Annotated in this window: 24 protein-coding genes; 9 read left to right on the top strand and 15 right to left on the bottom strand. The window is 69.7% G+C overall.

What is annotated here, in order from left to right; genetic code table 11:
- Positions 1–807, top strand: an 807-nt coding sequence (locus IH26_RS59750) for a hypothetical protein (protein WP_211268643.1), incomplete at its 5' end; no start/stop codon positions are given.
- Here IH26_RS59750 and IH26_RS0114665 read toward each other — a convergent pair.
- From IH26_RS0114665 to IH26_RS0114655, 3 genes are all read right to left on the bottom strand, one after another.
- Entirely contained in the window at positions 704–1630 is a 927-nt protein-coding gene (locus IH26_RS0114665; protein ID WP_030436733.1) for a class I SAM-dependent methyltransferase, read from the bottom strand. The genes IH26_RS59750 and IH26_RS0114665 overlap by 104 nt on opposite strands.
- 230 nt (positions 1631–1860) lie before the next feature.
- Positions 1861–2823, bottom strand: coding sequence for a class I SAM-dependent methyltransferase (locus IH26_RS53545; protein WP_034215069.1), 963 nt, complete (start codon positions 2821–2823; stop codon positions 1861–1863).
- Positions 2823–3116 (bottom strand): hypothetical protein, encoded by a 294-nt coding sequence (locus tag IH26_RS0114655; RefSeq protein ID WP_157437187.1) that lies wholly within the window; start codon positions 3114–3116, stop codon positions 2823–2825. The genes IH26_RS53545 and IH26_RS0114655 overlap by 1 nt, the downstream gene beginning before the upstream one ends.
- Before the next feature lie 56 nt (positions 3117–3172).
- On the opposite strand from IH26_RS0114655, the gene IH26_RS0114650 reads away from it, so the two are divergent.
- Entirely contained in the window at positions 3173–3829 is a 657-nt protein-coding gene (locus IH26_RS0114650; protein WP_245665180.1) for a TetR/AcrR family transcriptional regulator, read from the top strand.
- A gap of 59 nt (positions 3830–3888) precedes the next feature.
- Here IH26_RS0114650 and IH26_RS0114645 read toward each other — a convergent pair whose 3' ends face one another.
- The 6 genes from IH26_RS0114645 to IH26_RS0114615 all read right to left on the bottom strand — a co-directional run bounded on the left by IH26_RS0114645 (position 3889) and on the right by IH26_RS0114615 (position 9493).
- Entirely contained in the window at positions 3889–4317 is a 429-nt protein-coding gene (locus tag IH26_RS0114645; protein ID WP_030436729.1) for a glutaredoxin domain-containing protein, read from the bottom strand.
- A gap of 9 nt (positions 4318–4326) precedes the next feature.
- Positions 4327–4824, bottom strand: coding sequence for a 5-(carboxyamino)imidazole ribonucleotide mutase (gene purE, locus IH26_RS0114640; RefSeq protein ID WP_030436728.1), 498 nt, complete (start codon positions 4822–4824; stop codon positions 4327–4329).
- Positions 4824–5966 (bottom strand): 5-(carboxyamino)imidazole ribonucleotide synthase, encoded by a 1143-nt coding sequence (locus IH26_RS0114635; RefSeq protein ID WP_030436727.1) that lies wholly within the window; start codon positions 5964–5966, stop codon positions 4824–4826. The genes purE and IH26_RS0114635 overlap by 1 nt, the downstream gene beginning before the upstream one ends.
- A 28-nt stretch (positions 5967–5994) precedes the next feature.
- Positions 5995–7992, bottom strand: coding sequence for a thioredoxin domain-containing protein (locus IH26_RS0114630; protein WP_030436726.1), 1998 nt, complete (start codon positions 7990–7992; stop codon positions 5995–5997).
- 243 nt (positions 7993–8235) lie between these two features.
- Entirely contained in the window at positions 8236–9189 is a 954-nt protein-coding gene (locus IH26_RS0114620; protein WP_030436725.1) for a YncE family protein, read from the bottom strand.
- Positions 9167–9493, bottom strand: a complete 327-nt coding sequence (locus tag IH26_RS0114615; RefSeq protein WP_157437186.1) for a hypothetical protein — start codon at positions 9491–9493, stop codon at positions 9167–9169. The genes IH26_RS0114620 and IH26_RS0114615 overlap by 23 nt, the downstream gene beginning before the upstream one ends.
- 255 nt (positions 9494–9748) lie before the next feature.
- Between IH26_RS0114615 and IH26_RS0114610 the strand changes: the two genes are divergently transcribed.
- Positions 9749–10015, top strand: coding sequence for a DUF4143 domain-containing protein (locus tag IH26_RS0114610; protein WP_157437185.1), 267 nt, complete (start codon positions 9749–9751; stop codon positions 10013–10015).
- Positions 10016–10078: 63 nt separating this feature from the next.
- Here IH26_RS0114610 and IH26_RS0114605 read toward each other — a convergent pair whose 3' ends face one another.
- Both IH26_RS0114605 and IH26_RS55820 read right to left on the bottom strand, forming a co-directional pair.
- The gene (locus IH26_RS0114605) at positions 10079–11062 is read right to left on the bottom strand and encodes a helix-turn-helix domain-containing protein (RefSeq protein WP_084598824.1); all 984 of its coding nucleotides are present in this window, start codon (positions 11060–11062) and stop codon (positions 10079–10081) included.
- A 73-nt stretch (positions 11063–11135) separates the two neighbouring features.
- A complete protein-coding gene (locus IH26_RS55820; protein WP_084598823.1) occupies positions 11136–12155 on the bottom strand; it encodes a M23 family metallopeptidase in 1020 nt (339 codons plus the stop codon).
- 383 nt (positions 12156–12538) lie between these two features.
- Here IH26_RS55820 and IH26_RS0114595 point away from each other — a divergent pair, with 383 nt between their 5' ends.
- From IH26_RS0114595 to IH26_RS0114580, 4 genes are all read left to right on the top strand, one after another.
- On the top strand, positions 12539–13822 hold the full coding sequence (locus tag IH26_RS0114595; protein ID WP_245665178.1) for an ABC transporter substrate-binding protein: 1284 nt from the start codon (positions 12539–12541) through the stop codon (positions 13820–13822).
- Complete coding sequence (locus tag IH26_RS0114590; protein ID WP_030436719.1) at positions 13822–14817, top strand: carbohydrate ABC transporter permease; 996 nt, start codon at positions 13822–13824, stop codon at positions 14815–14817. Before IH26_RS0114595 ends, IH26_RS0114590 begins: the two co-directional genes overlap by 1 nt.
- Complete coding sequence (locus IH26_RS0114585; RefSeq protein WP_030436718.1) at positions 14814–15734, top strand: carbohydrate ABC transporter permease; 921 nt, start codon at positions 14814–14816, stop codon at positions 15732–15734. The genes IH26_RS0114590 and IH26_RS0114585 overlap by 4 nt, the downstream gene beginning before the upstream one ends.
- Before the next feature lie 64 nt (positions 15735–15798).
- The gene (locus tag IH26_RS0114580) at positions 15799–18195 is read left to right on the top strand and encodes a tetratricopeptide repeat protein (protein WP_051808104.1); all 2397 of its coding nucleotides are present in this window, start codon (positions 15799–15801) and stop codon (positions 18193–18195) included.
- Between the two features lie 6 nt (positions 18196–18201).
- On the opposite strand, the gene IH26_RS0114575 is transcribed toward IH26_RS0114580, so the two are convergent.
- From IH26_RS0114575 to mca, 4 genes are all read right to left on the bottom strand, one after another.
- The gene (locus IH26_RS0114575; RefSeq protein ID WP_157437184.1) at positions 18202–19779 is read right to left on the bottom strand and encodes a hypothetical protein; all 1578 of its coding nucleotides are present in this window, start codon (positions 19777–19779) and stop codon (positions 18202–18204) included.
- 439 nt (positions 19780–20218) lie between these two features.
- Positions 20219–22837, bottom strand: a complete 2619-nt coding sequence (locus IH26_RS0114570) for a bifunctional diguanylate cyclase/phosphodiesterase (protein ID WP_030436715.1) — start codon at positions 22835–22837, stop codon at positions 20219–20221.
- Positions 22838–23086: 249 nt separating this feature from the next.
- On the bottom strand, positions 23087–23443 hold the full coding sequence (locus IH26_RS0114565; protein ID WP_030436714.1) for a hypothetical protein: 357 nt from the start codon (positions 23441–23443) through the stop codon (positions 23087–23089).
- Positions 23444–23992: 549 nt separating this feature from the next.
- Positions 23993–24874, bottom strand: a complete 882-nt coding sequence (gene mca, locus IH26_RS0114560; RefSeq protein WP_030436713.1) for a mycothiol conjugate amidase Mca — start codon at positions 24872–24874, stop codon at positions 23993–23995.
- A gap of 89 nt (positions 24875–24963) precedes the next feature.
- Here mca and IH26_RS0114555 point away from each other — a divergent pair, with 89 nt between their 5' ends.
- Both IH26_RS0114555 and greA read left to right on the top strand, forming a co-directional pair.
- Entirely contained in the window at positions 24964–25383 is a 420-nt protein-coding gene (locus tag IH26_RS0114555) for a DUF4307 domain-containing protein (RefSeq protein WP_030436712.1), read from the top strand.
- A gap of 139 nt (positions 25384–25522) precedes the next feature.
- The gene (gene greA / locus IH26_RS0114550) at positions 25523–26017 is read left to right on the top strand and encodes a transcription elongation factor GreA (RefSeq protein WP_030436711.1); all 495 of its coding nucleotides are present in this window, start codon (positions 25523–25525) and stop codon (positions 26015–26017) included.
- Positions 26018–26139: the final 122 nt, after the last annotated feature.

The raw sequence follows: 26139 nt of genomic DNA, 5'->3' as shown, positions 1-26139 counted from the left end.
CCTCAAGATCACCGGAGCCGTGCCCGCCCCGTCAAATCCACTCTGGACATCAACACAGAGCCCTCAGTCGCGTACTCTCCGACTTTGCCGTGCCCGTGCCTCGGCGACTTCCACGCGGTCCACGAGATGACCGACGGGCTGGCCGCGCTCAATTCGTCGTTCGAGGTCGCCTACGCATCACAGGCATCCGATGGCCAGTACCGAGAAAACATGATCATGCTGGGCGGCACCGAGGTGAACAGCCTGACCTCGACGATTCTTGACAAGACTGGATCGACGTTCTTCATCGATAACGATGCAATGACGCTCACCGACACCCGTTCGCCAGTAACTTACGGGACGGAATGGGACATCGACTCGCTCGACGGCTCATCGCAACGCGATTTCGATCACAGCTGGTTCATTTCCACCGACGCCGAAGGCACGCGGGTCGCCCGTCGGTTCCGAACCGATTACGGGATCATGATCCGGAGCCGCAGTCCCGTCGCCCCGAAAAGGGGACTGGTACTCATCTGCGGCGTATATGGATTCGGCACCTGGGCCGGCGCGCGACTTCCCTTCGACAAGGACTTTCTTCGGGAGATTCGCGGATTCGACAGTTTCGAGTGCCTGTTCCGGGTTCAGGTGCACCAGCGGCAGCCCCTGAAGACGGACATACTCGTTCTTCGCGCTCTGCCGAGCGTCCCCGCGCCGAGTTCGGGGCTCAGCTCACTGCGGCGTCGGGCGAGCCGCTCCGGATCGCGACGGCCGTATGAACCTCTCGGAAGTCGTCTTCCCGCCACGGGCGACGGCCAATCCGGCGGTTGAACGCCCTGGTCCGCCGGAAGTTGGCCTGCTCCTCCGCCCGCGACCGGAACTCCTCGTCGGGCAGCCGGATGGCCTCGAGCCATGCGGTCTGACCGAGGTTGGCGTTCTCCTGCAGCAGCTGCCACAAATCGGGGCCGAAGACATGCCAGAAGTTGCTCTGCGCCAACTCGGTCTCGTAGATGACGTCGCCGCCGACCTCGATCGGAAGGCCGGCGACGTCGTCCTCGAGGCGCCTTTCCCGCCATTGTTTCTGCAGGTCGACGAGATCACCGAGCACCGAGGGTGCCACCATCAGCTCGCCGCCCGGATCGGTGACCGCGGCCAGCATTTCGAAGAAGGCAGCCCGCCTCGATTGTCCCGGGATATGCGCGAGAGCGCTGTACCAGGAGGTCGTCATGGACACCGTTCCGCCGCCATTGACGCTCCGGACGAGGCCTCCGACAAAGCCACTATCGTCGCCTTCGCTGCCATGCACAAAGGTGACCGTAACCGTGGCGGAGTCGAATATGCGCCTGACCGACCCAGCCACGTAACCCGCCTCGGCGGTCATGTCGAAAGAAAGCGGATCCAGCTCGTCGAAATCGTATTCCTTGATGAATTTACGCGCCGCCTTGTCCAGCCCGACAGCGGACACGTCATACGCGACGACATGCAGATCGCGACCGAAGTCACCGAAACACCGGGGAAAGTCGAGAGCGAACTCGTTCGTGACGCGACCGGTTCCGTACCCGAAGTCGAAGAGCACGAGCGCACGCGGCCCGGGCAGGGACTTCAGAGCGCGGAAGGCCGCCCGCCGCAGGCTGACGGTTTCGGCCGTCAGCACGCGAACAACAGATCGCTCGTCATATCCGTCGCCAGCGTAACGGAGGTCGTAAATCGACCGTTAATCCACCATACTCTCCCGCATCAGGCTTGATCACTCATGCTTGGTGATCGTCAAGGCGGCGGAACCCATACATACGCCTAGCATGGTAGCGCCATCGGCACGATCGATGCGCCGAGGTCGGATACCGCACGGATCCAAGATCGGGGCGCGCCATTTCGCGCCGAAGGCTATTGTTCCACCGCCGCGGCGATTACCCAGATGCCGGTGGGCAGCCGGTAGCCGTCGCCCGGGCGGCGGAACCTGTCGAGCAGCCGGGCCGCGCCGGCGCGGGCGGCGGACCGGGCCGGCTGCGCGGCGGCTCGGTAGGCGGGGCCAGCCGGGCCGACCTCGACCAGCCACTCGGCCACGGTGTCGGGATCGTCGGGCGCCTCCACCGTGACGTCGTGCGCTTCGACCGTGACCGGGTCGAAGCCGGCCTCGGTGAGTACCCGCCGGATCCGCGCCGCGTCGGCGAATGCGAACGGGCCGGGCTCGTCGCCGAGCGGCAGCGGGGCGACCGGCCCGAGGTGCGGGGCCGCCCCGAGCAGCGCCGCGGCCAGCCATGGGTTGGCGGCCGCGTCTCGGAACACGGTCGCGGCGAACCTGCCTCCGGGCCGCAACGACCGTCGGATGGCCGAGCACCCGGCCACCGGGTCGGCGAAGAGCATCACCGCCATGCGGGAGAAAGCCGCGTCGAAGGGCGCGCCCGGCAGAAGGCCGACCGCCTCCACATCGGCGGCGACGAAACGCACGCCCGGGAACCGCCGGGCGGCCGCGGCCACCATGGCCTCGGAGATGTCAACGCCGACCACCTCCCCACCTGACGCGCGGCCGACCGACCAGCCGCCACCCAACGAGCCGCCACCCAACGAGCCGCCACCCAACGAGCCGCCACCAGACGAGCCGCCGTCTCGAGGGCCGGCCCCGATTTCGCCCGGTGCGACCGCCGCCGCCAGTTCGGCGGTCGTGCCGCCGCAGCCGCAGCCCACGTCGACGATCCGCTCCCCCGGCCGAGGCGCCAGCCGGTCGATCGCCGCCGCGCCCAGCGGGCGGCCGAGCGCGTCCTGCCGCTCGGCGTGCCGGATCCACCCGGGCGCGGAGTGCTGCCAATACTCGGCGTTGCGGGCCCGCAGCGCGGCGACGTCGGCCATCAGAACGGCAACTCGTCGCCGGCGACGGTCAGCGCCCGGAAGCCGGCCGCCTTCGCCGGGTCGAACCCCTCCGACTGCGCGGCGAGCCCGGCCGCCCGTACCAACCGCTCGGATTGGAATCTGCGGAACGCCTCCTCGCTCTGCCAGACGTTGATGACCCGCCAACCCTCGTCGGTCGGGCCGGAGACGTGTGCGAGCAGGCCGGCCGGCCGATCGGGGCCCAGGTGCTTCTCGACCAGCCGATACTCCGCCTCGGTGACCCCGGGCATGTCCTGCAGTACTCCGTACATCATGATCACGCACCTTCAATAGAGTGAGACTCTATCCAATAGAGCACTACACTGCGGCCGTGGTCAAGCGGAAGTACGAGTCGGCCCAGCGACAGCGGCAGGCCCAGCAGACACGGCGCGCGATCCTGGCCGCGGCGGCCGAGCTGTTCGTCGAGCCCGGCTACGCCGCCACCCCGCTCACCGCGATCGCCGCCCGGGCCGGGGTCGCGATCCAGACGGTCTACGCGGTTTTCGGCAGCAAGCGCCAGCTGCTCTCCGAGCTGGTCGACATCACGATCGCCGGCGACGAAGAGCCGGTGGCCCTCCCCGACCGGCCGTTCGTGGCCGAGATCCGGGCGCTGGCCGACCCGCGGGCCAAGCTGGTGCGGTTCGCCCGGCACCTCGCCGAGGTCAACGCCCGCCAGGCCGCCGTGATGATCGCGCTGGCCGGGGCGGCGAGCGCCGACCCGGACGCCGCCGCGATCTGGCGTCGCAACCTCGACGACCGGCGACGCGGCATGACCGGCCTGGCCGCCGATCTCGCCGCTACCGGACGGCTCCGCGCCGACCACGACGTCGAGACCGCTGCCGACGTGCTCTGGCTCGCGATGGACGTCCGCAATTACGACTGGCTGGTCCGCCAGCGGGGCTGGACCACCGAGCAATACCAGCGGTGGTACGTCGACACCGTGGCCGCCGCCCTGCTCGCCTCAGACGGCGCCCAGACGGCGCTTTGACGTCGCCCAGACGGCGGCACCAAAACGGCGGCACCCAGACAGCGGCGCCCACACAGCGCTTAAGCGGCCAACGCCCGAACGACCTCGGGTTGGGGATTGACCATCGCGGCGCCGGCGGTGATCACGGTCGGGACCGTCTCGTTGCCGTCGGCCACCGCGCGGACCGACGCCGCGCCCGCCGGATCGGCCCAGATGTCCACCCAATGGAGACGGTCGGCGCGGCGCCCGAGCGAGGCCCGCAACCGCACGCAGAACGGGCACCCGGGTCGCCAGTAGACGATCGCCCGGCCGTCCTCGGCGCTCCGGGCCCGCGCCTCCGCGTCGGTCACCGATCTCGGAAAGGCACGCGGCGAGACGAGCATCGCGAGCACGGCGAAGAAGAGGAACAGCGCCACACCCGAGCCGACATTTCCGGCGGACAGCGACGTGCCGCCGAAGAACACCGCCAGGACGAACGATCCGATCGACAGTCCCCACCGTCGCGCCATGCGCCGACGCTACCCCAGCAGGCGGTCGCGCAGCGCGGCGTCCTTCTCGGCGACGAGCTTCTCGAGACTCGCCTGGAACGCCGCCATCCTCGCGCGCAACACCGGGTCGGCGGCGCCGAGGATGCGCACCGCCAGCAGGCCGGCATTTCGGGCGCCGCCGATGGAGACCGTGGCGACCGGGACGCCGGCCGGCATCTGGACGATCGACAGCAGCGAATCCATGCCGTCCAGGTACTTGAGCGGCACCGGCACGCCGATCACCGGCAGCGGGGTGAGCGCGGCGACCATGCCGGGCAGGTGGGCCGCGCCGCCGGCGCCGGCGATGATGGCCTTGATGCCGCGGTCGGCCGCCGACTCGGCGTAGTCGACCATCTTGCGTACGGTGCGGTGCGCCGAGACGACGCCGACCTCGAACGGCACCTCGAACTCGGCGAGCGCCTCCGCCGCGGCCTCCATCGTGGACCAGTCCGAGTCGCTGCCCATGATGATGCCGACCACCGGTGCCATTACGCGCCCTCCTGCAGCCATCGGGCGGCGCGGGCCGCGCGGGCCCGCACCGAAGTCATGTCGTCGCCGAGGACCGTCACGTGGCCGATCTTGCGGCCGGGGCGGACCTGCTTGCCGTAGAGGTGCACGCGAGCGCCGGGATCGGTCGCGAACAGGTGATGCAGCCGCTCGTCGATCGAGATGCCGCCCGGCGCGCCGCCGAGCACGTTGGCCATCACCACGGCCGGCGCGGTCAGCGTGGTCGCGCCCATCGGGTAGTCGAGCACGGCCCGCAGGTGCTGCTCGAACTGCGAGGTGCGGGCGCCCTCGATCGTCCAGTGGCCGGAGTTGTGCGGGCGCATCGCCAATTCGTTGACGACGATGCCGTCCCCGGTCTCGAACAGCTCGACGGCCAGCAGCCCGACCACGCCGAGCGAGGTGGCCAGGTCGATGGCGAGCTGCTGTGCCGCCACGGCCCGCGACTCGGCAAGGCCCGGCGCGGGCGCGAGGACCTCGACGCAGATGCCGTCCCGCTGCACGGTCTCGACCACCGGATAGGCCGCGACCTGCCCGAACGGCGATCGCGCCACCAGCGCCGCCAGCTCCCGCCGCAGCGGCACCCGCTCCTCGACCAGCAGCGGCGTGCCGGTGGCCACGAGCTCGGCAGCATCGGCCGCCGACGACAGCATCCAGACGCCCTTGCCGTCGTAACCGCCGCGGACCGCCTTGGCCACGACGGGCCAGACGCCCGCCGCGAACCGCGCGATGTCGGCCGCCGTCTCGACCCTCCGCCAGCGCGGCACCGGCGCGCCGAGCGTGGTCAGCCGCTCCCGCATCAGCCCCTTGTCCTGGGCGAAGACCAGCGCCGCCGACCCCGGGAAGATCTTGACGCCCTCGGCCTCGAGCGCCTCGATGTGCTCGGTCGGCACGTGCTCGTGATCGAAGGTGACCGCGTCGCAGCCCTTCGCGAAGTCACGCAGCGCGGCGAGATCGGTGTGCGTGCCGAGGCGCACATCGGCGGCCACCAGGGCGGCGCTGTCGTCGGGCGACACGCTGAGCACGCGCAGTGACTGACCGAGGGAGATCGCGGCCTGGTGGGTCATCCGGGCCAGCTGGCCGCCGCCCACCATGCCGACTACGGGCAGACCGGTTCGGGTATCCATCGTACCGTCAGCCTATCGACACCCCAGCTCAACCCTCCTGCGACCCCAGCCGCGCGACCAACTCGCGCGAATCGGTGACCGGGCGATCACAGACAAAACCGCGGCAGACGTACGCCGTGGGCAAGCCGCCGAGCAGTGGCCGGTCGGCGAGCAGCGGGACACCCGGCCGGTCCGGCGCCCCCGAGACGACCACCGCACCGGGCGGCGCGTGTCGATGGGCCACGCTGAGCAACTCGTCGTGCTCCTCGTGGGTGACCACGGCGATCTCGTACGGGCCGGAGAGCGCCGCCTCGGCCACCGCCGCCGAGTAGCCGGCGAACCGCGGATGCCCCTCGATCAGCGGCGCGACCCGCTCCAGCGCCGCATCGGCCGCCTCCCGGTAGCTCGGGTCGCCGGCCAGCGCCGTGTAGCCGACCAGCGCCGCGCAGATCGACGAGAGCCCGGACGGCGTCGCGTTGTCGGTCGGATCGGCCGGCCGCGTGATCAGCCGCTCGGCGTCGTCCGCCGTGTCGAAGAAGCCGCCGTCCCCGGTGCCGAAGTGCGCGAGCGCCACATCGAGCAACTCCCGCGCCAGGTCGAGCCAGCGCCCGTCGGCGGTCACCTGATGCACGGCGAGGAACGCCTCGGCCACGCAACCGTAGTCCTCCAGAACGCCGGCCGGCTCGCCGACCGCACCGTCCCGCGAGACCCGCCGCAGCCGCCCGTCGACCAGGTGCCGCGTCGCCAGCACCTCGGCGAGCGCGATCGCCGCATCGGCACTCGCCCGGGAGCCGGTCAGCACGCCGTGCTCGGCCAGGGCGGTCACCGCGAGCCCGTTCCAGGACGCGACGACCTTGTCGTCCCGGGCCGGCTGCGGGCGCCGGGCACGAGAAACCAACAGCTTTTCCCGTACGCCCGACCAGCGCGCGACCAACGACGGCTCGGCGGCATCGATGTCCCGGGCGAGCACCAGCACGCTGCTGCCGTGCTCGAAGGTCCCGCCCTCGGTGACCCGGAAGAGATCGGCCGCCCAGGCGCCGTCCGCCTCGCCGAGCACCTCGGCCAGCTGCGCCGGCGTCCAGGCGTAGGTCAGCCCCTCGACCCCCGCGGCATCCGCGTCCAGCGCCGACGCCAGCCCACCGGCCGGGGTGCCCAGGTCACGCAGCAGGAACGCGGCCGTCTCGTCGGCGATCCGGCGCGCGAACGGGTCGCCGGTGAGCCGCCACAACTGCGTGTACGCCCGGAGCAGCAGCGCGTTGTCGTACAACATCTTCTCGAAATGCGGCACCGTCCAGCGGGCGTCCACCGAGTACCGCGCGAACCCGCCCGCGAGCTGGTCGTAGATGCCGCCCCGGCCCATCCGCTCGGCCACCTCCCGCACCGCCTCGAGCGCCTCCCCCGACCCGGTCCGCTGATGGTGCCGCAACAGGAAAAGCATGGTCATGTGTGGCGGGAACTTCGGGGCACCGCCGAACCCCCCGTACGTCCGGTCCTGCTCCTTGAGAAGGCCGGCAACCGCGGCCGCAAGCAGTTCCGCGGAGATCGGCGCCGTCGGCCCGCCCACCAGCTGAGCCCCGCCGATCGCCTGCACCACCTTCGCCCCCTGCTCGACGACCTCGGCCCGCTTGTCCCGCCACGCCTCGGCGACGGCCGTGAGCAGCTGGGCGAAGTTCGGCTTCGGGAAGTAGGTGCCGCAGAAGAACGGCTCACCCTCCGGCGTGGCGAACACGGTCATCGGCCACCCGCCCTGCCCCGTCATCGCCTGCGTGGCCGTCATGTAGACGGCGTCGACGTCGGGCCGCTCCTCCCGATCCACCTTGATCGATACGAACCCGTCATTCATCAGCCGGGCGACCGCGTCGTCCTCGAACGACTCGTGCGCCATGACATGACACCAGTGGCAGGCCGCATAGCCGACCGAGATCAAAACCGGGACATCCCGCCGCCGCGCTTCCTCGAACGCTTCGTCGCACCACGGCCACCAATCCACCGGATTCTCGGCGTGCTGGAGCAGGTATGGCGAGGTCGCAGCGCCCAATCGATTCACACAGAACAGCCTCCCACATCAGGAAGCGCCGACACCCCGTCGGATCCGGTGGCCGACTTCAGCGCTGGAACAGTGCGGGAGCCCAGTGCCGCCACCTCGCGCCACAAGGCATCTTCGACCGCACGAAGGCATCTTCGACCGCACGCCGGCCCGGCCGCTCGTCGACGGCGACGTCGAGGAACCCGGCCGGGGTCAAGGCGGCCCGCAGGTCGACGGACCACCGCGCCCAAGTCACAACACGGGTCACGGCGTGGCGAACCTGAGTTTGTCATCCCGGATATACAGAATGCGGCGGCCATCGGGGGCGAAGGCGGCGCCGGACGAGCCGGCGCCCGCCACCTTGCGAGTCGCACCCGTGGCCAGGTCGACAAGCGTCACGCCGCCATCGGCCAGGCCGGTGCTCACCGCCACCCGCGCCTGCGCTGGGTCGATCGAGAGCTTGTCGACGCCCCGTAACTCCGGGCCGGTCGGTCGTGGTTGTGATGCGCCCGGCGGCCACCACCAGACACGTTCGGCACCGTTGTCGCCGGTCATCAGAAACACCGGGTACGTGCCATCGCGGCGAGCCGCGGGCTGGGACGCGCCGGTGAACCCGCCGTCCGGTGCGGTACAGGCGTCCTTCTGCGGCGGCGACAACGGATACGTCCGGCCGTCGACGGAGACGTCGTCGTACGGGCCGCCGATGCGGGCCGCCTCGAGGGGAGCGATTCCCTCGCAGCGCCCGTCCCCGGACTGGGCAGTGGTGGATCCGGCGGCCACGCCGGTCAGCGCGGTGCCGGCCCGCAGCCATCCAACGTGCCAGCCGGATGGCAGTGAACCGAGGTACTGGTACGCACCGGAGGCAGTCCGTTCCATCAGCTCGGTCGAGCTGGCACAGTCGTACGACAGCCCGAGGCCGCCGTCCCGTGCCACGAACGTCAGGAACCCCGTGCCGCACCCGGTCTTGCGGGCGTTCAGGGCCACATACGCCTGGGTCAGGTCGATCTCGCGGGTCTCGCCGGACGGCGCCCGTAGGGTCCAGCCACGGTTGCCGTCGAACGTCTCGTGCTGGTAGACAATGTCGCCCCCGGGAAGCCAGACCGGCAGCAGGATGCTCGTCCCGCCGCCCGGTGAGCACCCGGCCAGCCCAGCCGACAGCAGCACTGTCAGCAGGAGCAGCCGGGCGCGTGCCCACTCAGGGAAGCGGGCTGGAGACATCGATGCACCCGGCGGAGTTGCAGCCATTCGTTCGAATCATGGTCGCGATCTGGTCGTACGCCTGCTGAGCGTTCTGTTTCATCGCGCCGATCCCGTCGCCGTTCTGTTTGACCACGTCGAGGCCCACCTGGGCGCCGACCTGATTGTTGTTGAGGTCGACGTTCGAGTCCTGGCTATTCCACGTCGCATCGTACGTTTTGCCGTCTCCGCCCCTTGACTTGGTTTCGGCCCCGTCCATCTCGTGCAGGACGCCGAAGCCGGTGGCGAGGTACGGGTCCACCCCCATATAGACGGCCGTCGCCATCCAGTACGAGTGGCGCAGTGCGTTCAGATACCCGAGCCGATCTCGTAGACGAGTGGCAGCTTGTCCCCGAAGTCCTCGGCGCGGTCAAGCGGGCTGTCGATGACGATCCGCGCCCCGGCCGGTTCATTCTGACCGGCTCCTCAGAGACCGACCTGACCACCGCGGGCTGGCACGCCACCGGTTGGATCCTCGGCTGACGATGCACCCGCTCGTAGGCCGAGAGCGGCATGCGCCGCCAGCGTTGTCGGCGCTGATCTGTTCCACTATCGCGATGCGCACGGTCGGCACGAGGTCGACCTGCTCATCGAAGCCAGAGACGGCCAAATGATCGCTGTCGAAGTCAAAGCCACCGCCGCCCCCTCAGCCGCCAACGCTCGGCACCTGGAATGGTTCGCCGAACGCATCGGGTCAGCCTTCGCAGCCGGCCTCGTCCTGCGCACCGGCCCTCGCATCTTCCGGCTGGCCGAACAGGTGGTCGCCGTCCCGATCGCCAGCTTGTGGGCACACAAAGTGACCGGTTGAGTGCTACGACACACTCGTCGGCGTGACTTCCTTTGCGCGTTCAAGCCACATCGGGCGCCCGGGTCAGGTGGGATTCCAGCAGCTGGTCGTAGCGACCGGGCCGTCCAGCGGATCCGGCGCCTCCCGGGTGCGTACCCACGCCTGGATCGCCACGCACCCCTGACGCGTCGACATGGCGTTGCCCCAGGAGTTGGGTCGTGCCGCACCCCGGAAGCTCGACTCGTCGCGCCCGGTTCCGTCGGCCCGGTAGGCCACGATATAGACGCGCCAGCTGGGCGAGTTGGGTCCGTACACATAGCCCCACACTCCCTGGCAGGCATGGGAGTAGAACAAGACCACCTGGCCGTACGGCTGACCGTCGGGCCAGAGGATGGGGCGGCGTTCGAGTTCCGTCTCGTCACCCCGGCATCCGTGCACGTACGGATCCCACCCGTCGTGGATCGCCTCCGTCCGGCGCGCGTACCAGGGCACCACCGCCACGACGAGGAGAACGACCGACGACATGACCGTCAGGAGCCGCCACCGCCTCCGGAGTCGTCCGGGAAAAGCCCCGGACGGCGGATCACTTGCCGCGTCCGTCGCCGGAACCGGATCGCCACCGTCGACCGGCTTCCCGTTGCCGACCACATCGGAACGGGACGTGTCGACCACAGCCACGCTGGACGCTTGGGCGAGGCGCAACGCCTGGTCGTGTGCGGCCAGGGACAGCTCGGCCAGGAGCCGGCCGCGTAGCCGGCGCAGACTGTCGTCCGAGACTGCGAAGTGTCGCTGATAGGCCTCGATGATTTCCGCTGACGGTATGCGGCGACCGGCCTCGAGCTGAGCAATGGTGCTGTGCGACCCGTATCTCAGCTCGCGGGCCAGCGCCCGTTGCGACAATCCCCGATCATGGCGAAGCCTCCGCAGTGCGGCGCCGAGTTCTCGTTGCACTGCGCAGGCTTCGCCCGATCTGGTGGCATTGTCACCGCGGGCACCCTCGCTCGCCGGTTCGTGGTCCACCCACACCACCGTTCTGACGTCAAACCTTTGGACGGCCGATCCTACCATCGGCACCTTTCGATGAACCGGCGGCGAATCGACGATCGCGGAACGGCGCGGCGTCGATCTCGCGGCCGGCCTGTCAGTAGCTCATCGTCATGCCCGGCGTGATGTTCTCGTAGTAGCCCTTGTTGCCCAGGTGGAACATGTGGTGGGGCTTGGCGCTATGCCCGCCGTAAACGCCGTAGGGCACGCCGTTGACCGAGTAGAGCTGAGCGCCCTGCATGAGCGAGAAATGCAGGTGGGCAGTGCCTCCGTAGTCGCCGGTAATCCCGGAATAACCGATGACGGTATCGGCGGTGACGGACTGGCCCGCATGCACGGACACGGACTGGAGATGGCAGACTGCGCTCCACCAGCCGCCGCCGTAATCCACCACGACGGTCTTGCCGCAGCTGGCCCAGCCGGCCTGCGTGTCTCCCGCCATCACCACCGTTCCGGCGCCGCCCTCGGCAAGAACCGGACCGCCAGGATTCATCGTGACGTCCAGGGCGTAGTACTGATTCATGTTGCTCGTGCTGTCGCAACCCTTGTGGTACCCGGAGCCACCGTTGTTGTTGTAGTACCCGTCCGGCATCTGGGTCACGGTGCCGGCTCCCCCGTTGACCTGGTGGGTCCACGGCGTCTGGAGGAACTTCGTGACCGGCCAGTCCACACAGCCGGTCTGGTTGTTGGGGTAGGTGACGGTTCCGATCCGGATGGACGGGCTGTCCCCCATTGCGTACTGCGTTCCGCCCAGATTGAGCCGGGCGAAGGCATGGACGGTCTGCGGCGAGTTGAGCGAGGTCGCGTTGCCGACCTTGTGACCGCTTCCGCAATCGACGGTGGCGTCATTGCCGAAACGCTGGTTGAGGTCGTTCCAGAGCTGAATGGTGATGGTGCAGCTGCCGGCGCCGGCGGAGCGGTTGACGTAGATGTCCGGGTACGCCGAAAGGCCGGTGCCATGGTCGTTGACGCAGACGCCCACGTCGTATCCATGGATTCCGGTGTAATTGGTGCATCCTCCCTGACTGGCGAGAGCGGCTTGAGTTGCCGTCAGGACGGCCAGCCCCGTCGTGGTCAGGAGCAGCGCCGCCGCGGCGGCAGCTCGTCGAAGATGCATACATTCCTCCTCGAATCTCGCGGAGCCGGTCCGCCGTCCCCTGAGGACTTCATCGGGTACCGCCGGCTCACCCGTGCTGGTGAGCGAACCAGGCCGGTACCCGTGGTTACCACTCCGGCGACCATTCAGGAACCAGGTTCGAACCAACGACACGGCCGGGCCGCTACGACAGCGCTTCGAAGATTGTCGAAACAGAAAGGAGGCCTCTTGACATCAGTCGGTAACCGGTAGTTTGCTCATGGTGCTCTGCGTTGATTGATGTTCGTTTTTCCTGGAGAAATCTGGTGAGTCGGACGTTCGCGTCCACGACTCGAACCCAAGTCAACAGGACGCCGGAGGCGACCATGCCGACCAACTCCCCAATTTCGCTCACTTCGTCCGGATTGAGCCGCCGTTCGGCTCTGAAGAGCTTCGCCGGTCTCACCGTGGCCGGCGCGTTCCTGGCCGCCTGCGGTGACAACAAGTCGTCGCCCAGCGGCGGCGGTTCCGCCGGCAGCGGCGGAATCACGTTCGGGTCGAACTACTCCGACCCGGCCCCGAAGGACGCGTTCGCCTCGCTCGTGAAGAGCGCCACTAGCTCCTCGGGAGTGCAGATCACGGTCAACACGACCGACCACAACACGTTCCAGAACAACATCAGCAACTATCTGCAAGGCACGCCGGACTCCCTCGCCACCTGGTTCGCCGGGTACCGGCTGCAGTTCTTCGCGGCCCAAGGCCTGCTGACCCCGATCGACGACGTGTGGGACAAGATCGGCGGCACCTTCGGCGATGCCGCCAAGAACCTGTCCAAGGGGCTGGACGGCAAGTACTACCTCGTGCCGATCTACAACTACCCCTGGGTCGTGTTCTACAACAAGAGCGTCTTCAAGGCCAAGGGCTACCAGGTCCCGGCCACCTGGGACGACTTCATCACGCTGTGCAAGAAGATGGAGGCCGACAAGCTCATCCCGCTGGCCTTCGCCGAGAAGGACGGCTGGCCGGCGCTGGGCACCTTCGACATCCTCAACCTGCGCATCAACGGCTACGACTACCACATCAAGCTGATGAAGCACGAGGTGCCGTGGACCGATCCCGGCGTCACCAAGGTCTTCGACCAGTGGCGCGAGCTGACCGCGTACCAGCAGAAGGGTGCCAACGGCCGGATCTGGCAGGATGCCGCCAAGGCACTGGAGAACAAGCAGGCCGGGATGATGTTCCAGGGCTCCAACCAGGTCGCCGCCAACTATGACCCGAAGAACCTGGGCGACCTCGACTTCTTCCCGTTCCCCGCGATCGACCCGCAATGGGGCACCGACTACATGGACGCACCCACCGACGGGTTCATCCTGCCCAAGAACGGCAAGAACCAGGACGCCGCGAAGAAGGTGCTCGAATACATCGGCACCGCGCAGGCGGAGACCACGTTCCTGGCCACCGACCACTGGGATGTCGGCCTGGCCACCGGCCTGGTCGCGCCGAGCTACAACGACATCCAGAAGAAGTCGGTCGCCGAGATCGCCAAGTGCAAGAACGTCGCCCAGTTCATGGACCGCGACACCGTTCCGGACATGGCGAACGCGATGATCAAACTCATCCAGCAGTTCGTCGACTCGCCCACCCCGGCCACCATCGCCACCATCCAGAAGAGCGCTGAGGACCAGGCCAAGACGATCTTCACGAAGTGATGAGTCAGACCGTCTCCGCGCCTCCGGCGGCCACCCGCCGCCGGAGGCGCCGCCTGCGTACCCTCAGCCGCCGCGACGTCGTCGTGGCCACCCTCATGCTCGGCGTGCCGCTGCTGCTCGACCTCGCCTTCATCTGGGTGCCGGCGCTCGCCTCGGTGTTCCTGTCCTTCACCAAGTGGACCGGCGTCGGCAGCATCACCATGAAGTCCTGCGCGGATCTGCCCTCCGCGCCCGGCATTCCGCAACCCGGTTGCCTCTACGGGGTGCAGAACTACCACCAGGCCTTCACCAACTATCCCGACTTCTGGCCCGCCGTCCGGCACAACGCACTGTGGCTGGCCGTCTTCCTCCTCCTGGCCACCCCGCTGGGGATGTTGTTCGCGGTCATCCTGGACCGCGGCATCAGGGGCAGCCGGATCTACCAGAGCACCCTCTTCCTACCGGTCATGCTGTCGCTCGCGCTGATCGGCATCATCTGGGAACTGATCTACTCGCCCAACTACGGGCTGATCAACACCCTGATCGGGCACAACCACAACGACAACCTCATCGACTGGCTCGGCAATCCGCGGCTCAATCTGTGGGCGCTGCTCGTCGAGGCGAGTTGGCGGCAGGCGCCGTACGTGATGGTGTTGTATCTGGCGGGTCTGAAGGCATTCGACCCGGCGCTGCGGGAGGCTGCCGTCGTCGACGGCGCCAACCCCTGGCAGACCTTCTGGCGGGTGGTGTTCCCGGCGTTGCGGCCGATCAACATCGTCATCCTGGTGGTCACGGTGATCGAGTCGCTGCGGGCCTTCGACCTGGTCTACATCACCAGCAACGGCAACCCGCTGCGCGGCCTCGAACTGCTCTCCGTCGCCGTCACCCAGAACATCGTGGGCGAGACGCAGCGGATCGGGTTCGGCTCCACTCTCGGCGTCGTACTCCTGGTGATCTCCCTCGTCCCGATCTCGATCTTCCTGTGGCAGGCGTTCCGCCGGGAGGAGCAACGATGACCACCACGGCCGCCACCACCCCGGCGCGCACCAGCCATCCTCCGGCCACCCCGGCCCGCCGGCCGCGGCGGGTCGGCAGCGTCGCCGCGCAGATGTTCATGCTGGTCATGTCGGTGCTGTGGGTGACCCCGATCGTCTTCGCCCTCTACGTGGCCCTCCGGCCGGTGGAGGAGACCAACAAGCTGGGGTACGTCTCGCTGCCCCGGCACCTGACGCTCGCCAACTTCGCCAACGCCTGGACCCAGTCGGACATGTGGCGGTTCTTCCTCAACTCCGTCTACATCACCGTGCCCGCCGTCCTGATCACCCTCCTGCTGGCCTCGATGGTCGCCTTCGTCGTGTCCCGGCTCCGGCTGCGGTTCACCATCCCCCTGCTGATCCTGTTCACGGCCGGCAACCTGCTTCCGCAGCAGGTCATCATCACCCCGCTCTACCGGATCTACCTCGCCGTCCACCTGCCCGACTGGATCAGCGGCAACGGACTGCTCTACAACTCGTACGCCGGTCTGATCGTCATCAACATCTCCTTCCAGCTCGGCTTCTGCGTCTTCGTGCTGGCCAACTACATGAAGACGCTGCCGACCGAGATCGACGAAGCCGCACTGCTGGACGGCGCGTCGCTGTGGAGCCGCTACTGGCGGCTCACCCTGCCACTGTGCCGGCCGGCCCTGGCCGCCCTGGCGACCCTGCTCACCACCTGGATCTACAACGACTTCTTCTGGGCCATCACGCTGATCTCCACCGGCAACAAGCGGCCGATCACCTCGGCGCTGGCCAACCTCCAGGGCCAGTTCGTCGCCAACCACAACATGATCGCCGCGGCCGCACTCATCGCCGCCGTCCCCACCCTCGTGGTCTACGTCCTGCTGCAGAAACAATTCATCGCTGGCCTGGCGCTCGGGTCGTCCAAGGGCTGATCGGGGTGTACGTGGTTCTATACCCTGAGCTACGCCGGTTGACCGTTTCGTGCCTGGGGGTCGGATGTATTCGGAGATGGTCGAGGCCTTCGTCGCCGCGCTGTCCGGCGGTCTGGCGACACGGGCGGGCGAGGGTGTGGCCGCCGCGACGGCGAACGCATGGTCGTCTCTGGTGCGTTCCGTCCGGCACCGTCTGGGAGCGGATCCCGACGCCTCGAACGCGCTGGCCGTCCTCGAACAGGGAACACCGGACCAGGACGCCCGCACGACGCTCGTGACGGCGCTGCTACGGCTGGCCACAGAGGACCCGGTTTTCGCGGAGCAGTTCCGGAACCTGTGGCAGCGGGCGCGGGTCGAGATTCACGCCGAGGGCGGCATCGCCGGGCTGATCCGGGTCGACGGGGACATGACTGTCAACAACTATCCGCCCCTGCCGGCCGAGGAGGCGGTGCCGTGGCAGCTCCGGGCGTTCGTCGGCTCCTTCTTCAACCGAGTGACCGAGCTGGCGGCCCTGCGGCGGTTTCTGACCGGTGACCGGTCGGCCGGCGTGACGATGGTGATGCTGATCGGGATGCCGGGGGCGGGCAAACGAGCGCTGGTCGCACGCGCGGTCGCACTTCTCGGTGATCGGTTCCCGGGCGGCCATGTCCACGTCGACTTCGCGACGCTGGCGGGGCGGTCCGGGGGCGCCGCGGTTTCCGAGGGTACGGCGAAGGCGTTGCGCGCGGTCGGCGTGGACGAGCGGTTCCTGCCGGCCAGCCTGGTCGACCAGGTGGAGCTGTTCCGCGGTCGTACGGCCGGGCGCAAGCCGATGTTGATCGTGTTGGACGGGGTGACGGACCCGGCGCAGGTGCGCGCCCTGATCCCCAGCGCCGCGGGCAGTGCGGTGGTCGTGACGACCGAGTATCGCCTCGCCGACCTGGTCAAGGAGGGCGCCAGAGTGATCGAGGTCAAGGCCCTGCCGGACCGGGAAGCGGTCGCCCTGCTCGCCGAGATGTGCGGAGACGATCGGGTCTCCGGGGATCCGGCGTCGGCCGAGGAGGTCGTGCGCCGGTGCGGCGGGCTGGCGGAGGCGCTGCGGGTGGCGGGGTCGCGGCTGGCACTCGACTCCACGTTGACCGTCGCCGACCTGGCCGAGGAGCTGGCGGACGAGGGGCGCCGGCTGGACACGCTGTCGGTGCCCGGGTGGGCAGCGACCGGGGTGGCCGACGGCGTCGCCGCCGCGTTCGCGGTCAGCTACGGCCGGCTGCCCGGCGAGGCCCGGCAGTTGTACCGGGGCGTGGGCGCGGTCGAGCTGGACGATTGCACCGGTGCTCTCGCGGCCGCGGTGACCGGGACGGACGGGCCGGCGGCGACCAGGGCGTTGGAGACGCTGGCCAATGCCAGTCTGCTGGAGCGCTCCGGCCGGGGCCGGTACCGGATGCATCCGCTGGTCCGCTTGCATGCCGCGCGGCAGGCGGCGGTGGAGGAGCCCGACGGCCGAGCCGCCGTTCTGCGCCGGGTGGTGGAGTCCTGCCTGTCGTTCGCGGGCTGGGCCGACCGGGCGATCATGGGCGACGACCGGCTGCGGGTGGGCCACGCCGAGCCGCTCGGGCCCGATCCCTTCGCGGGGGCGGATCGCCGGCGATCCGCGCTGGCCGCGCTGGCGGCCGAGCGGGCGAATCTGCTGGCCGTGGTCCGTACGGCCGCGGACGCGGGCATGGACGAGCCGACCTGGCAGTTGGCGCTCGCCCTGACCGCCCTGTACCTCAACCACCGGCATCACCCGGATTGGATCGAGACGACTCGGCTCGCCGTGCGGGCCGCCCGGCGTCATGGCCGGTACGACGTGGTGGCACGGCTGACCAGCATGGCGTCGCGGGCGTACCAGGACCTGGGTGATCTGCCGGCCGCCCGGGTGCAGATCGAGGCCGCGCTGGAGGCGGTGACCCACGTCGATCATCCCGAACTGGTCGCCTCGGTGTTCGAGATGTACGGCCGCTACCTCGAAAACGTCGACCGGGTCGAAGCCGAGGCCGCGTACCGCAAGGCGCTCGCGCTCAACATCGAGGCGGGGCAGTGGCGAGGTGCGGCGCTGGTGCGGTACTTCCTCGGCGTGTGCCTCGACGCGATGGGGCGCCGCGGGGACGCTCTGGCGCTGCTTACCGAGGCGTACGACTGGTTGCACGACCGCGACGACCGGATGGCCGCCCGCTGCCGGTACAGCCTCGGGCTCGCCCGGCTGCACGATGGCGATCTCGCCCAGGCCAGTCGTGACCTGCGCGCCGCCGCCGACTACTTCGCCGGCCAAGGGCTGTGGCACTACGAGGTCCCCGCTCGCGAGGCGCTGGCCGATCTGGCCGAGCGGCTCGGGGACCGGGACGGGGAACGGCGTGAAGTGCACCGCGCGCTGGAGGTCGAGCAGGCTGCGGGCGGCCTGCGCGTCGAGCGGCTGCGCGGGCGGCTCGATCGGCTTCGCTGAGCACGATCACCCCCATCGGCGAAGCGAGATGCGCGACTCGCGGGTGCCGGTTCGGACGACGAGTGTCGTCGCGGCTTCCGCGTACGGCACGGCCCTAGCCACCGCGCCCAGCAGCATCGGGTCCCACCGCCGGTCCGGGTCGCGCAGCTCGATCTGGCCGCCACTGCGCATCGTGACCACGGCCCCGTCCTCGGCCGGGGCGACCGTCAGGTCCGCGCCGGGCAGGCGCGCCAGCAACTCGCGATCCCGCTTCTCGTCGGAGGGCTCCCGCGACACCAGGATCGCGGCACTCTGCAGCAGGCGCAGGTCCCATTCCTGCTTGTCGACGGCCAGATGCCGCTCCCAGCCGATCGGCGCGGTGGCCGCGGCATCGGCGCTCGCGGGAACGCGCCGCACCGCGACACCGCCATCGAACAACTGCGTATAGATCGCGTACGCAGTGGGCAAGGTTTGCTCCGGCTCCGGTGCTGGATAGCCCCTCAGCGGCGGCTCGTACGGCGGCTCGGCGAGCGCGAGCAGCTCGTAGACGAGGCTGCGCACCGGCCGCGCCGCCGGCGGCCCGGCGAAAGACTTGGCGGTCACCTCTTCGTAGCGACCGGCGTGGTGCCCGTTCACCGCCTGAATCACCTGGTCACGGAGGGAACGTCGAACATCCAGCCGTACGGCGACCGCGCTCAGCATCGAGATCGCGGTCCCCGGCACGGTCTCCGCCGCGGGCGGCGCCAGCAGGACGGGACGATCGACCGCCGCGGCGTACAGGCTCACCGACCCGTGGTCGGCGATGACGCAGTCGGCGGCGACGAGAAGCGCCGGCCAGCTGCCCTCCGGCGGCATCACCAGCAGGCCGGCGTCCCTCGCGCGGGCCAGCCAGGAGCGCACCTGCCAGGCGCCATGGCCCGACCAGATGTTCGGGTGAAGGATCGCACCGGCCACGTGCTCATCGATGCTCAGCTCGGCGAGCAGCCGCACCGGGAGATCCGGCCACCGGCCCAGCAGCGACTCCCGGCCCCACGTCGAGCTGAGCACGACCAGCCGGCGATCGCCCAGCCCCAACGCCGTACGGTATCGGTCGCGGAACCAGGCGCTCGCCGGCAGCCGCTCGAAGACGGGATCGAGGATCACCTCCGTCATCCCGGCCAGGTACGGGGAATGCGCCACGAGCTGGGCCGCCTGATCCGGATGCGACACCGCCACCACCACCCGGCGATCCCGCACGTCTTCGCGACGCAGCGAACCGGACAACCGGCGGCCGGCGTCCCGCGAGTCCGGCAGGAACTTCTGGAAACCCACCCCGTGCGGCAGAACCAGCACCGGCGCGTCCAAGCCGTCCAGCTCGGTGTTCTCGCTCGCCGTCAGCACCAGGTCGAACGACAGCCTCGCCGCCTCCGGCCAGGGGATGACCGGTGCGCCCACGGCGTCGAGCAGCCGCTGCACGCCGCCCGCGAACGGGGAGGAGCCGTTGATCGCGAAGACCACCTGTACCCGCGGGTCGCCGGACAGCGAAGCCACCGCATCGAGGACCCGCAACGTCGAGGTCATCGTACGGGCGACGGCGAGCACCGTCCGCTCCGCCGCGACCGTCACCCAGCGCTCGGACCCCGCACCGACCGGCACCCGAACCCGGCGGTCACCGACCACGAGACACCGAACTTAACGGCTCCCGGCTCCCGGCTCCCGGCTCCCGGCTCCCGGCTCCCGGCTCCCGGCTCCCGGCTCCCGGCTTTTAACGAGCGCCGGGACGGACAAGTAACGCACCGCACCCACCACGCTCAGATGGCGACAAGATCGGCTGATCGACGTGAGTGACACGCCCCGAACGGTAACGCCTCGCGCCGTCGGGCCCACACGCCCACCGCCATCCCCCCGCTGACGCCCGCGCAGCGCCTTCAATGCGAGAGGCGCCCGCCGCAACGAGCCCTCGGCCGGCGCTGAGCACCGCGCCGGGATCGGCGCGGAACCGGGATCGGCGCCGGGCCGGGATCGGCGCCGGGCCGGGATCGGCGCCGGGCCGCGCGGCACGCCGTCAGGAGGCGTCGTCGGCCCGCAGGGGGCGGATGTTGTCCGGGGCGGCGTCGCTCAGCTGGGTCAGCGCCTGCACGATCCGGTCGGCCGGCATCGGCTTGCAGAAGTGGTAGCCCTGGGCGTTCGGGCACCCCAGCTCGATCAGCGCGGCCCGCTGCTCGGTCGTCTCGACGCCCTCGGCGACCACCCGGACGCCCAGCCGCGCGCCCAACTCGACCGCGCCGCGGACGACCGCCTCGGCCGCCGAGGAGTCGATCATGTCGTCCACGAAGGAGCGGTCGATCTTGATCTCGTCGACCGGGGCGCGGGTGACGATCGCCAGCGACGAGTAGCCCGTGCCGAAGTCGTCCAGGGAGAGCTGGACGCCGGCGTCGCGCAGCTTGGCCAGGACGTCGTCGACGATTGGCAGGTCGCTGACCGCCACCGACTCGGTGATCTCCAGGACCAGGCTCGAGGCGGCCGCGCGGTGGCGCCGCAGCGCCTCGGTGACCTGGGCCGGGAACGCCGGGTCGAGCAGGCTGCGGGCCGACACGTTCACCGACACCGGAACGTCGACACCCACCCGGTGCCAGCCGGCCGCGGACTGCAGCGCCAGATCGAGCACGCGCCGGGTGAACGGGGTCAGCAACTCGGTGTGCTCGACCGTGCGGATGAAGTCGTTCGGCGACAGTTGGCCGCGCCGCGGGTGCCGCCAGCGGACCAGCGCCTCGACCCCGGTCGGCGCCGCGGTGACCAGGTCGACCGCGGGCTGCAGGTGCAGCACGATCTGGTCCTCGGCGGCCAGCGCGTCCTGCAGCTCGGCCAGCAGCGCCAGCTCGTCGGTGGTCACCGCGTCCTGGCTCGCGTCGTAGGTGGCGACCGCCAGCTCCTGGCCCTTCGCCTGGCCGAGGGCGAGCGCGGCCCGGCGGACCAGCTCGGCCACCTCGACGCCGCCGGCTCGGGCCACCACCACGCCGACCGCGATCTCCACCGCCAGGCGTACGCGTGCCACCTCCATCGGCAGCGCGAGGTTCTCCACCAGCTCGCGGGCCCGGCGCACCGCCATCGGCAGCGGACTGGCCGTGTCGTGCTGCGGAGTCTCATGCGGCTGGTTCTCGTGCAGCCGGTTCTCGTGCAGCCGGTTCTCGTGCAGCCGGTTCTCGCGCAGGCGGGTGGAGTCGGCCAGCGCGGTGACCGTCGGGATGAGCAGCGCGAACTCGTCGTCGCCGACCCGGGCGATCAGGTCGTTCTCCCGGGACAGGTCGGTCAGGCGCTCGGCGATCACCTTGAGCACCTCGTCGCCGCAGCGGTGGCCGAGCGTGCCGTTGACCTCGCGGAAGCCCTTGATGTCGAGCAGCAGCAGGGCGACATGCCGGTCGCGCCCGACCTCCTCGCGCAGCACCCGGTCGCCGTCGGCGAGCAGGCTGCCCCGGTTGCGCAGGCCGGTCAGACGGTCGTGGGCGTTGTCGTGGTCGACGCGTTCGCGCAGCTCGGCGACCTGCTCGCGGGCCGAGGCATCATGCAGCGCCGCGGCGAGTGCGTCGCCGTACGCGGAGATCGCGGCCTCGTCGCGGGGCGCGGGCAGGGTCGGCTCGGCCAGCCAGACGGTCAGCTCGCCGACCACATCGCCGGCGACCGCCATCGACCGGGTGATCGCCGGACCGGGCAACCCGGCGACGGCGTTGTCCTGGCCGGGGGCCTCCTGGGCGTACCGCCGCTCGCCCTCCACGCCTTGCACCTCGATCTCCACCCGCCGGGCGCCGAAGACGTCGAGCGCGCCGCGCAGGCCGGCGGCGGCCACCTCGGACAGGGTCCGGCCGGGCATCGCGGCGGTGGCGGCGGCGAACGCCTCCCACATCCGGCGCTCCTGCTCGGCGCGCAGGTGGAAGCGGTAGGTGCGCTGCAGCAGCCACAGCGCCGGGACGAAGGCGAGCAGCCAGGCCGGGCCGCGCAGCAGGGCGAAGACGGCGCCGAGCCCCACCAGGACGTTGCCGACGAACATCGGGATCTTGGCGTACGGGATCCGCGCGAAGATCTGTGCGGTCGCCGCGTCGCGATGCACGGTCAGCGTGAGCGCGGCCAGGCCGAACGTGATCAGCAAGTAGGTGAGCGCGCCGGCCACGAGGGCGCCCTGGGCCCGCACGCTGAGCAGCGACGCGTCGCCGCCGATCAGCCGGGCCACCCCGGCGGCGCCGGCCGCGCCGAGCGACAGGCAGGCGGCCAGGTGCGCGACCTCGGCGATGTTGCGGCGCTCGTCCAGCCAGGACAGCAGGGTCCAGGCGAAGGTTGCGCCGGCCAGCGTGGCCAGGGGCAGCCAGCCGGGCGGGGCCACCACGTACCCGATGATGAACGCGGCCTCGCCCCACGAGATGGAGACGACGCCGCGGCCGAGCCGGAACCGCAGCCGGGCCAGCTGTCCGGCGGTCACCAGCACCGCCGCCAGGCCCACTCCGGCCACTACCGAGAGTGGACTTCCGAGGGGGCGATCGGCGGGCAGGAGCACGCCGCCGACGGCCGCCAGAACGGCCACGCAGACCACGACGGCGGTGAGCGCGCGGACGCCGCGGGACCGTCCGGCCAAGCCGGTCGCGGCTGTCCACGATCGACGGACGCCCGTCCCGGCGACGGGGGGCGCTGTCATGAGTTGTCCCAGTTCACGAGCGGCACTCGCGGATGCACGTGCATCTGCAGTCGCGAAAGCCGGGGGCGGGGAATGGTCATTTTCGGCGCCCCCTTCCGCGCAGGGTCCGGGGTCGTTGAGACCCCCGGCGGAAGGCTAAATCAATCCCGATGAACACAACAAGGGTTGACGCACGACCCGTGTTCGGCTTTTGTCTGACCGATACGCAGAGTATTGGCCGTTTCGGCGGCCGAACCGCCGTTCACGTGGTCAAACGCGGCCCTGGTCGCCATCTGCGACGGCTTTGTCACTGTCAGTAGTATCGGCGTTGACCTCGGATTCCGCAGCGACCTGATCTCCCGACGATCGATTCTGATCGCTGTCGGGACGAAGCGGTTCGACACCGGGGCGCTCGAGGTCGGCATTGAGCCGCGCGATCTCGGCCTCACGCTGTGTCTGCTGTGCGTCAGGGAAACTGTCGGGAAGCCGACGCAAGCGCTTGTTCATATTGCGAATCAGCAAAACAGTCGCTATGGACAGCAACACGATCACGAACAGCCCCATCGGGCCGGCCAGGCCACCCGACCGGGTGTCGCCGAAGTTGTTGACCGCAGAAATGACGTCCACAAGGTGAGGGTACGCCCGCCCCTGTCACCCGAACCCCGCCGACCCCGGTCATCGCCGTGGACTCTGTATGTATCACGGGACGGCTTGCGATCGCCCGCGGAGCGAGTTCTCCTTGCCGCGCGTCGCATTTGTCGGGTTCTCTGCTTTCGGGGGTAGACCCTGGGCTCTGCCCAGACCCGGCCATCGCTGCGAACATCAGGGGCTTGCGTGTTGGTCGCGGTGGGGCGGGCCGGTCAGCGTGCGGACGCAGCCCACTAGCCGGAACAGCTGACCCACCGAGCGAGACGAGTGCCTTCGCTCAGCGTGGGAGCCCCGCCCGATCCGCCGCCGCAGTCTTGTGCAGGCCCGTCCGGTGCCCGGCATGTCGCGACGCACGACGACTCCGTATCTGCGGGGTGCCCCGTATCCGGGAACGGCCCGCGATCGCCCCGCTGATGAGGAGGCAGCCGGTTTGCGCCGCCGCGGGGATTGCGGCGTCGCAAACCGGCTGCCTCCTCATCAGCCCCGAAGGGGCGATCACCCGCGGCGCCGGAGGCGACGCCAGCAAGCTCAGCAGGCCTCGACCCGATCGTGGATCCCCGCGAACAGATCGGACTCCGGCACCGGGCTGTCGACCAGCGAGCGCGCCAACTCGAAGTCCTCGGTCGGCCACACCTTCTGCTGCAGGTCGAGGGGGATCCGGAACCAGAACCCCTCCGGGTCGACCTGGGTCGCATGCGCTCGCAGCGCGTCGTCCCGGACGTGGAAGTACTCCCCGCACTCGACGCGGGTGGTGATTTTGTCACCGCGGTCGTCGCGGTCGGACCACTTCTCCAGCCACTCCGTGTACGGCGATTCCAGGCCCGCCGCCAGCATGCCCTCGTGCAGCGCGAGCATCCGCGCCTTGGTCCAGCCGGAGTTGTAGTACAGCTTCATCGGCTGCCACGGCTCGCCGAGCTCGGGGTATTTCTCCGGATCGCCGGCCGCGTCGAAGGCGACCACCGACACCTTGTGACACATGATGTGGTCGGGGTGCGGATAGCCGCCGTTCTCGTCGTACGTCGTCATGACGTGCGGCCGGAACTCGCGGATCAGCTTGATCAGCGGTTTCGCCGCCTCCTCCGGGTCTTGCAGGCCGAAGCAGCCCTCGGGCAGCGGCGGCAGCGGGTCGCCCTCGGGCAGGCCCGAGTCGACGAAGCCGAGCCATGCCTGGTCGACGCCGAGGATCTCGCGCGCCTTGGTCATCTCGGCGCGGCGGATGTTGGCGATGTCGGCGAGCACCTCGGGCCGGTCCATCTTCGGGTTGAGCACGCTGCCGCGCTCGCCGCCGGTACACGTGGCGACCAGCACACTCGCGCCCTCGGCGACGTATTTCGCCATGGTCGCCGCGCCCTTGCTCGACTCGTCGTCGGGGTGGGCGTGCACCGCCATGAGGCGCAGCTGCTCGGTCACCGAAGAACTCCTCTAGTAGGCGGAGTGCGAAGATGGACTCTGCCATTCTGGCTGATGCCACCGACAAGAAACGCACGAGAGGTCTTCAGGTGAGCGAGACGCGCACCACAAATCCGGTGTTCCCGCCGGGCCGCTACGGGCACCGGCGCGAGGGCCGGCGCCGCCCGGTGGTGCCCGTCATCATCCTGGTGGTCGTGCTGGCGGCGTCGGTGCTGGTGTCGGTGAAGCTCTATCAGCGGTACGGGCAGACCGACTACCAGGCGCAGATCGTCGGCTGGCAGCCGACCGACACCGCCATGACGATCAAGTTCACCGTCAAGGTGCCGGCCGGGAAGTCGGCCGAGTGCGTGCTGCGCGCCCGCGACTACGGCGGTAACGAGGTCGGCCGGCGTACGGTCGTCGTGAAGCCCGCTGACGCCAGCGCCACCTCGATCTCGGCCGACGAGCCGGTGCCCACCTCGAAACGTGGTTCGGTGGGCGACGTCGTGGGTTGTCAACCCGCCGGTTGACCCCCTCGGTTCCGGGTTTGAATGGTGCAAGATCGAGCAATCCGGCCGTTGTGCGTACCGCTGGTAAGCTTGGTGATTCGCTCCGTTCAGCAGGCAACGACGATGCTGAGCGTTCCCCGTTCCAGCAAGGAGATCGACCGTGTCCAGTTCAGAGGCGCCCAAGACTTGGCTTTCTCAGGACGCTTACGACCGGCTGCAGGCCGAGCTTGACGAGCTGATCGCCGCGCGGCCCGCCGTCGCTGCGGAGATCAACGCTCGCCGCGAGGAGGGCGACTTGCGGGAGAACGGTGGCTATCACGCTGCCCGGGAGGAGCAGGGCAAACAGGAAGGCCGCATTCAGTATCTGAAGGAGTTCCTGCGGAACGCCGAGGTCGGCGAGGCCTCGACGGCCGATTCGGTGCAGCCGGGCTCGGTCGTGACGATCTACTTCGACGACGACAAGACCGACACCGAGACGTTCCTGCTCGGGTCCCGCGAGATCGCGTCGACCACCGACCTCACCGTGTACAGCCCGGAGTCGGCGCTCGGCAAGGCGATCCTCGGCGTCGGCACCGGCCAGACGGTCACCTACACGGCCCCCAGCGGCGCCGACATCAAGGTCACCGTCGTCGAGTTCGGTCCCTTCGAGGGCTGAGCTGGCTGGCTGAGCTGGCTGGCGTCGCCTCCGGCGCCGCGGGCGATCGCCCCTGGGGAGCGCGGGCCGAACCCGGCTGCGGGGCACCCTGCAGGATCGGGGGTGTTTGCGGGGGTGATCGC

The organism is Actinoplanes subtropicus, from assembly GCF_000721705.1.
GTDB classification, from domain to species: Bacteria; Actinomycetota; Actinomycetes; order Mycobacteriales; family Micromonosporaceae; genus Actinoplanes; species Actinoplanes subtropicus.
Note: the sequence above shows the minus strand (reverse complement) of the source record. Positions and strands in the feature narration are given on the sequence as shown.

Excerpts from the sequence above, each read along its gene's own strand:
- IH26_RS0114620 (WP_030436725.1), bottom strand. The coding sequence starts at position 9,189 with ATGTCTCCAGCCCGCTTCCCTGAGTGGGCACGCGCCCGGCTGCTCCTG.
- IH26_RS0114655 (WP_157437187.1), bottom strand. The coding sequence starts at position 3,116 with ATGATGTACGGAGTACTGCAGGACATGCCCGGGGTCACCGAGGCGGAG.
- IH26_RS0114615 (WP_157437186.1), bottom strand. The coding sequence starts at position 9,493 with ATGGCGACGGCCGTCTATATGGGGGTGGACCCGTACCTCGCCACCGGC.
- IH26_RS53545 (WP_034215069.1), bottom strand. The coding sequence starts at position 2,823 with ATGGCCGACGTCGCCGCGCTGCGGGCCCGCAACGCCGAGTATTGGCAG.
- IH26_RS0114645 (WP_030436729.1), bottom strand. The coding sequence starts at position 4,317 with ATGGCGCGACGGTGGGGACTGTCGATCGGATCGTTCGTCCTGGCGGTG.
- purE (WP_030436728.1), bottom strand. The coding sequence starts at position 4,824 with ATGGCACCGGTGGTCGGCATCATCATGGGCAGCGACTCGGACTGGTCC.
- IH26_RS0114605 (WP_084598824.1), bottom strand. The coding sequence starts at position 11,062 with ATGGTAGGATCGGCCGTCCAAAGGTTTGACGTCAGAACGGTGGTGTGG.
- IH26_RS0114580 (WP_051808104.1), top strand. The coding sequence starts at position 15,799 with ATGTATTCGGAGATGGTCGAGGCCTTCGTCGCCGCGCTGTCCGGCGGT.
- IH26_RS55820 (WP_084598823.1), bottom strand. The coding sequence starts at position 12,155 with ATGCATCTTCGACGAGCTGCCGCCGCGGCGGCGCTGCTCCTGACCACG.
- IH26_RS0114590 (WP_030436719.1), top strand. The coding sequence starts at position 13,822 with ATGAGTCAGACCGTCTCCGCGCCTCCGGCGGCCACCCGCCGCCGGAGG.
- IH26_RS0114585 (WP_030436718.1), top strand. The coding sequence starts at position 14,814 with ATGACCACCACGGCCGCCACCACCCCGGCGCGCACCAGCCATCCTCCG.
- IH26_RS0114635 (WP_030436727.1), bottom strand. The coding sequence starts at position 5,966 with ATGGATACCCGAACCGGTCTGCCCGTAGTCGGCATGGTGGGCGGCGGC.
- IH26_RS0114570 (WP_030436715.1), bottom strand. The coding sequence starts at position 22,837 with ATGACAGCGCCCCCCGTCGCCGGGACGGGCGTCCGTCGATCGTGGACA.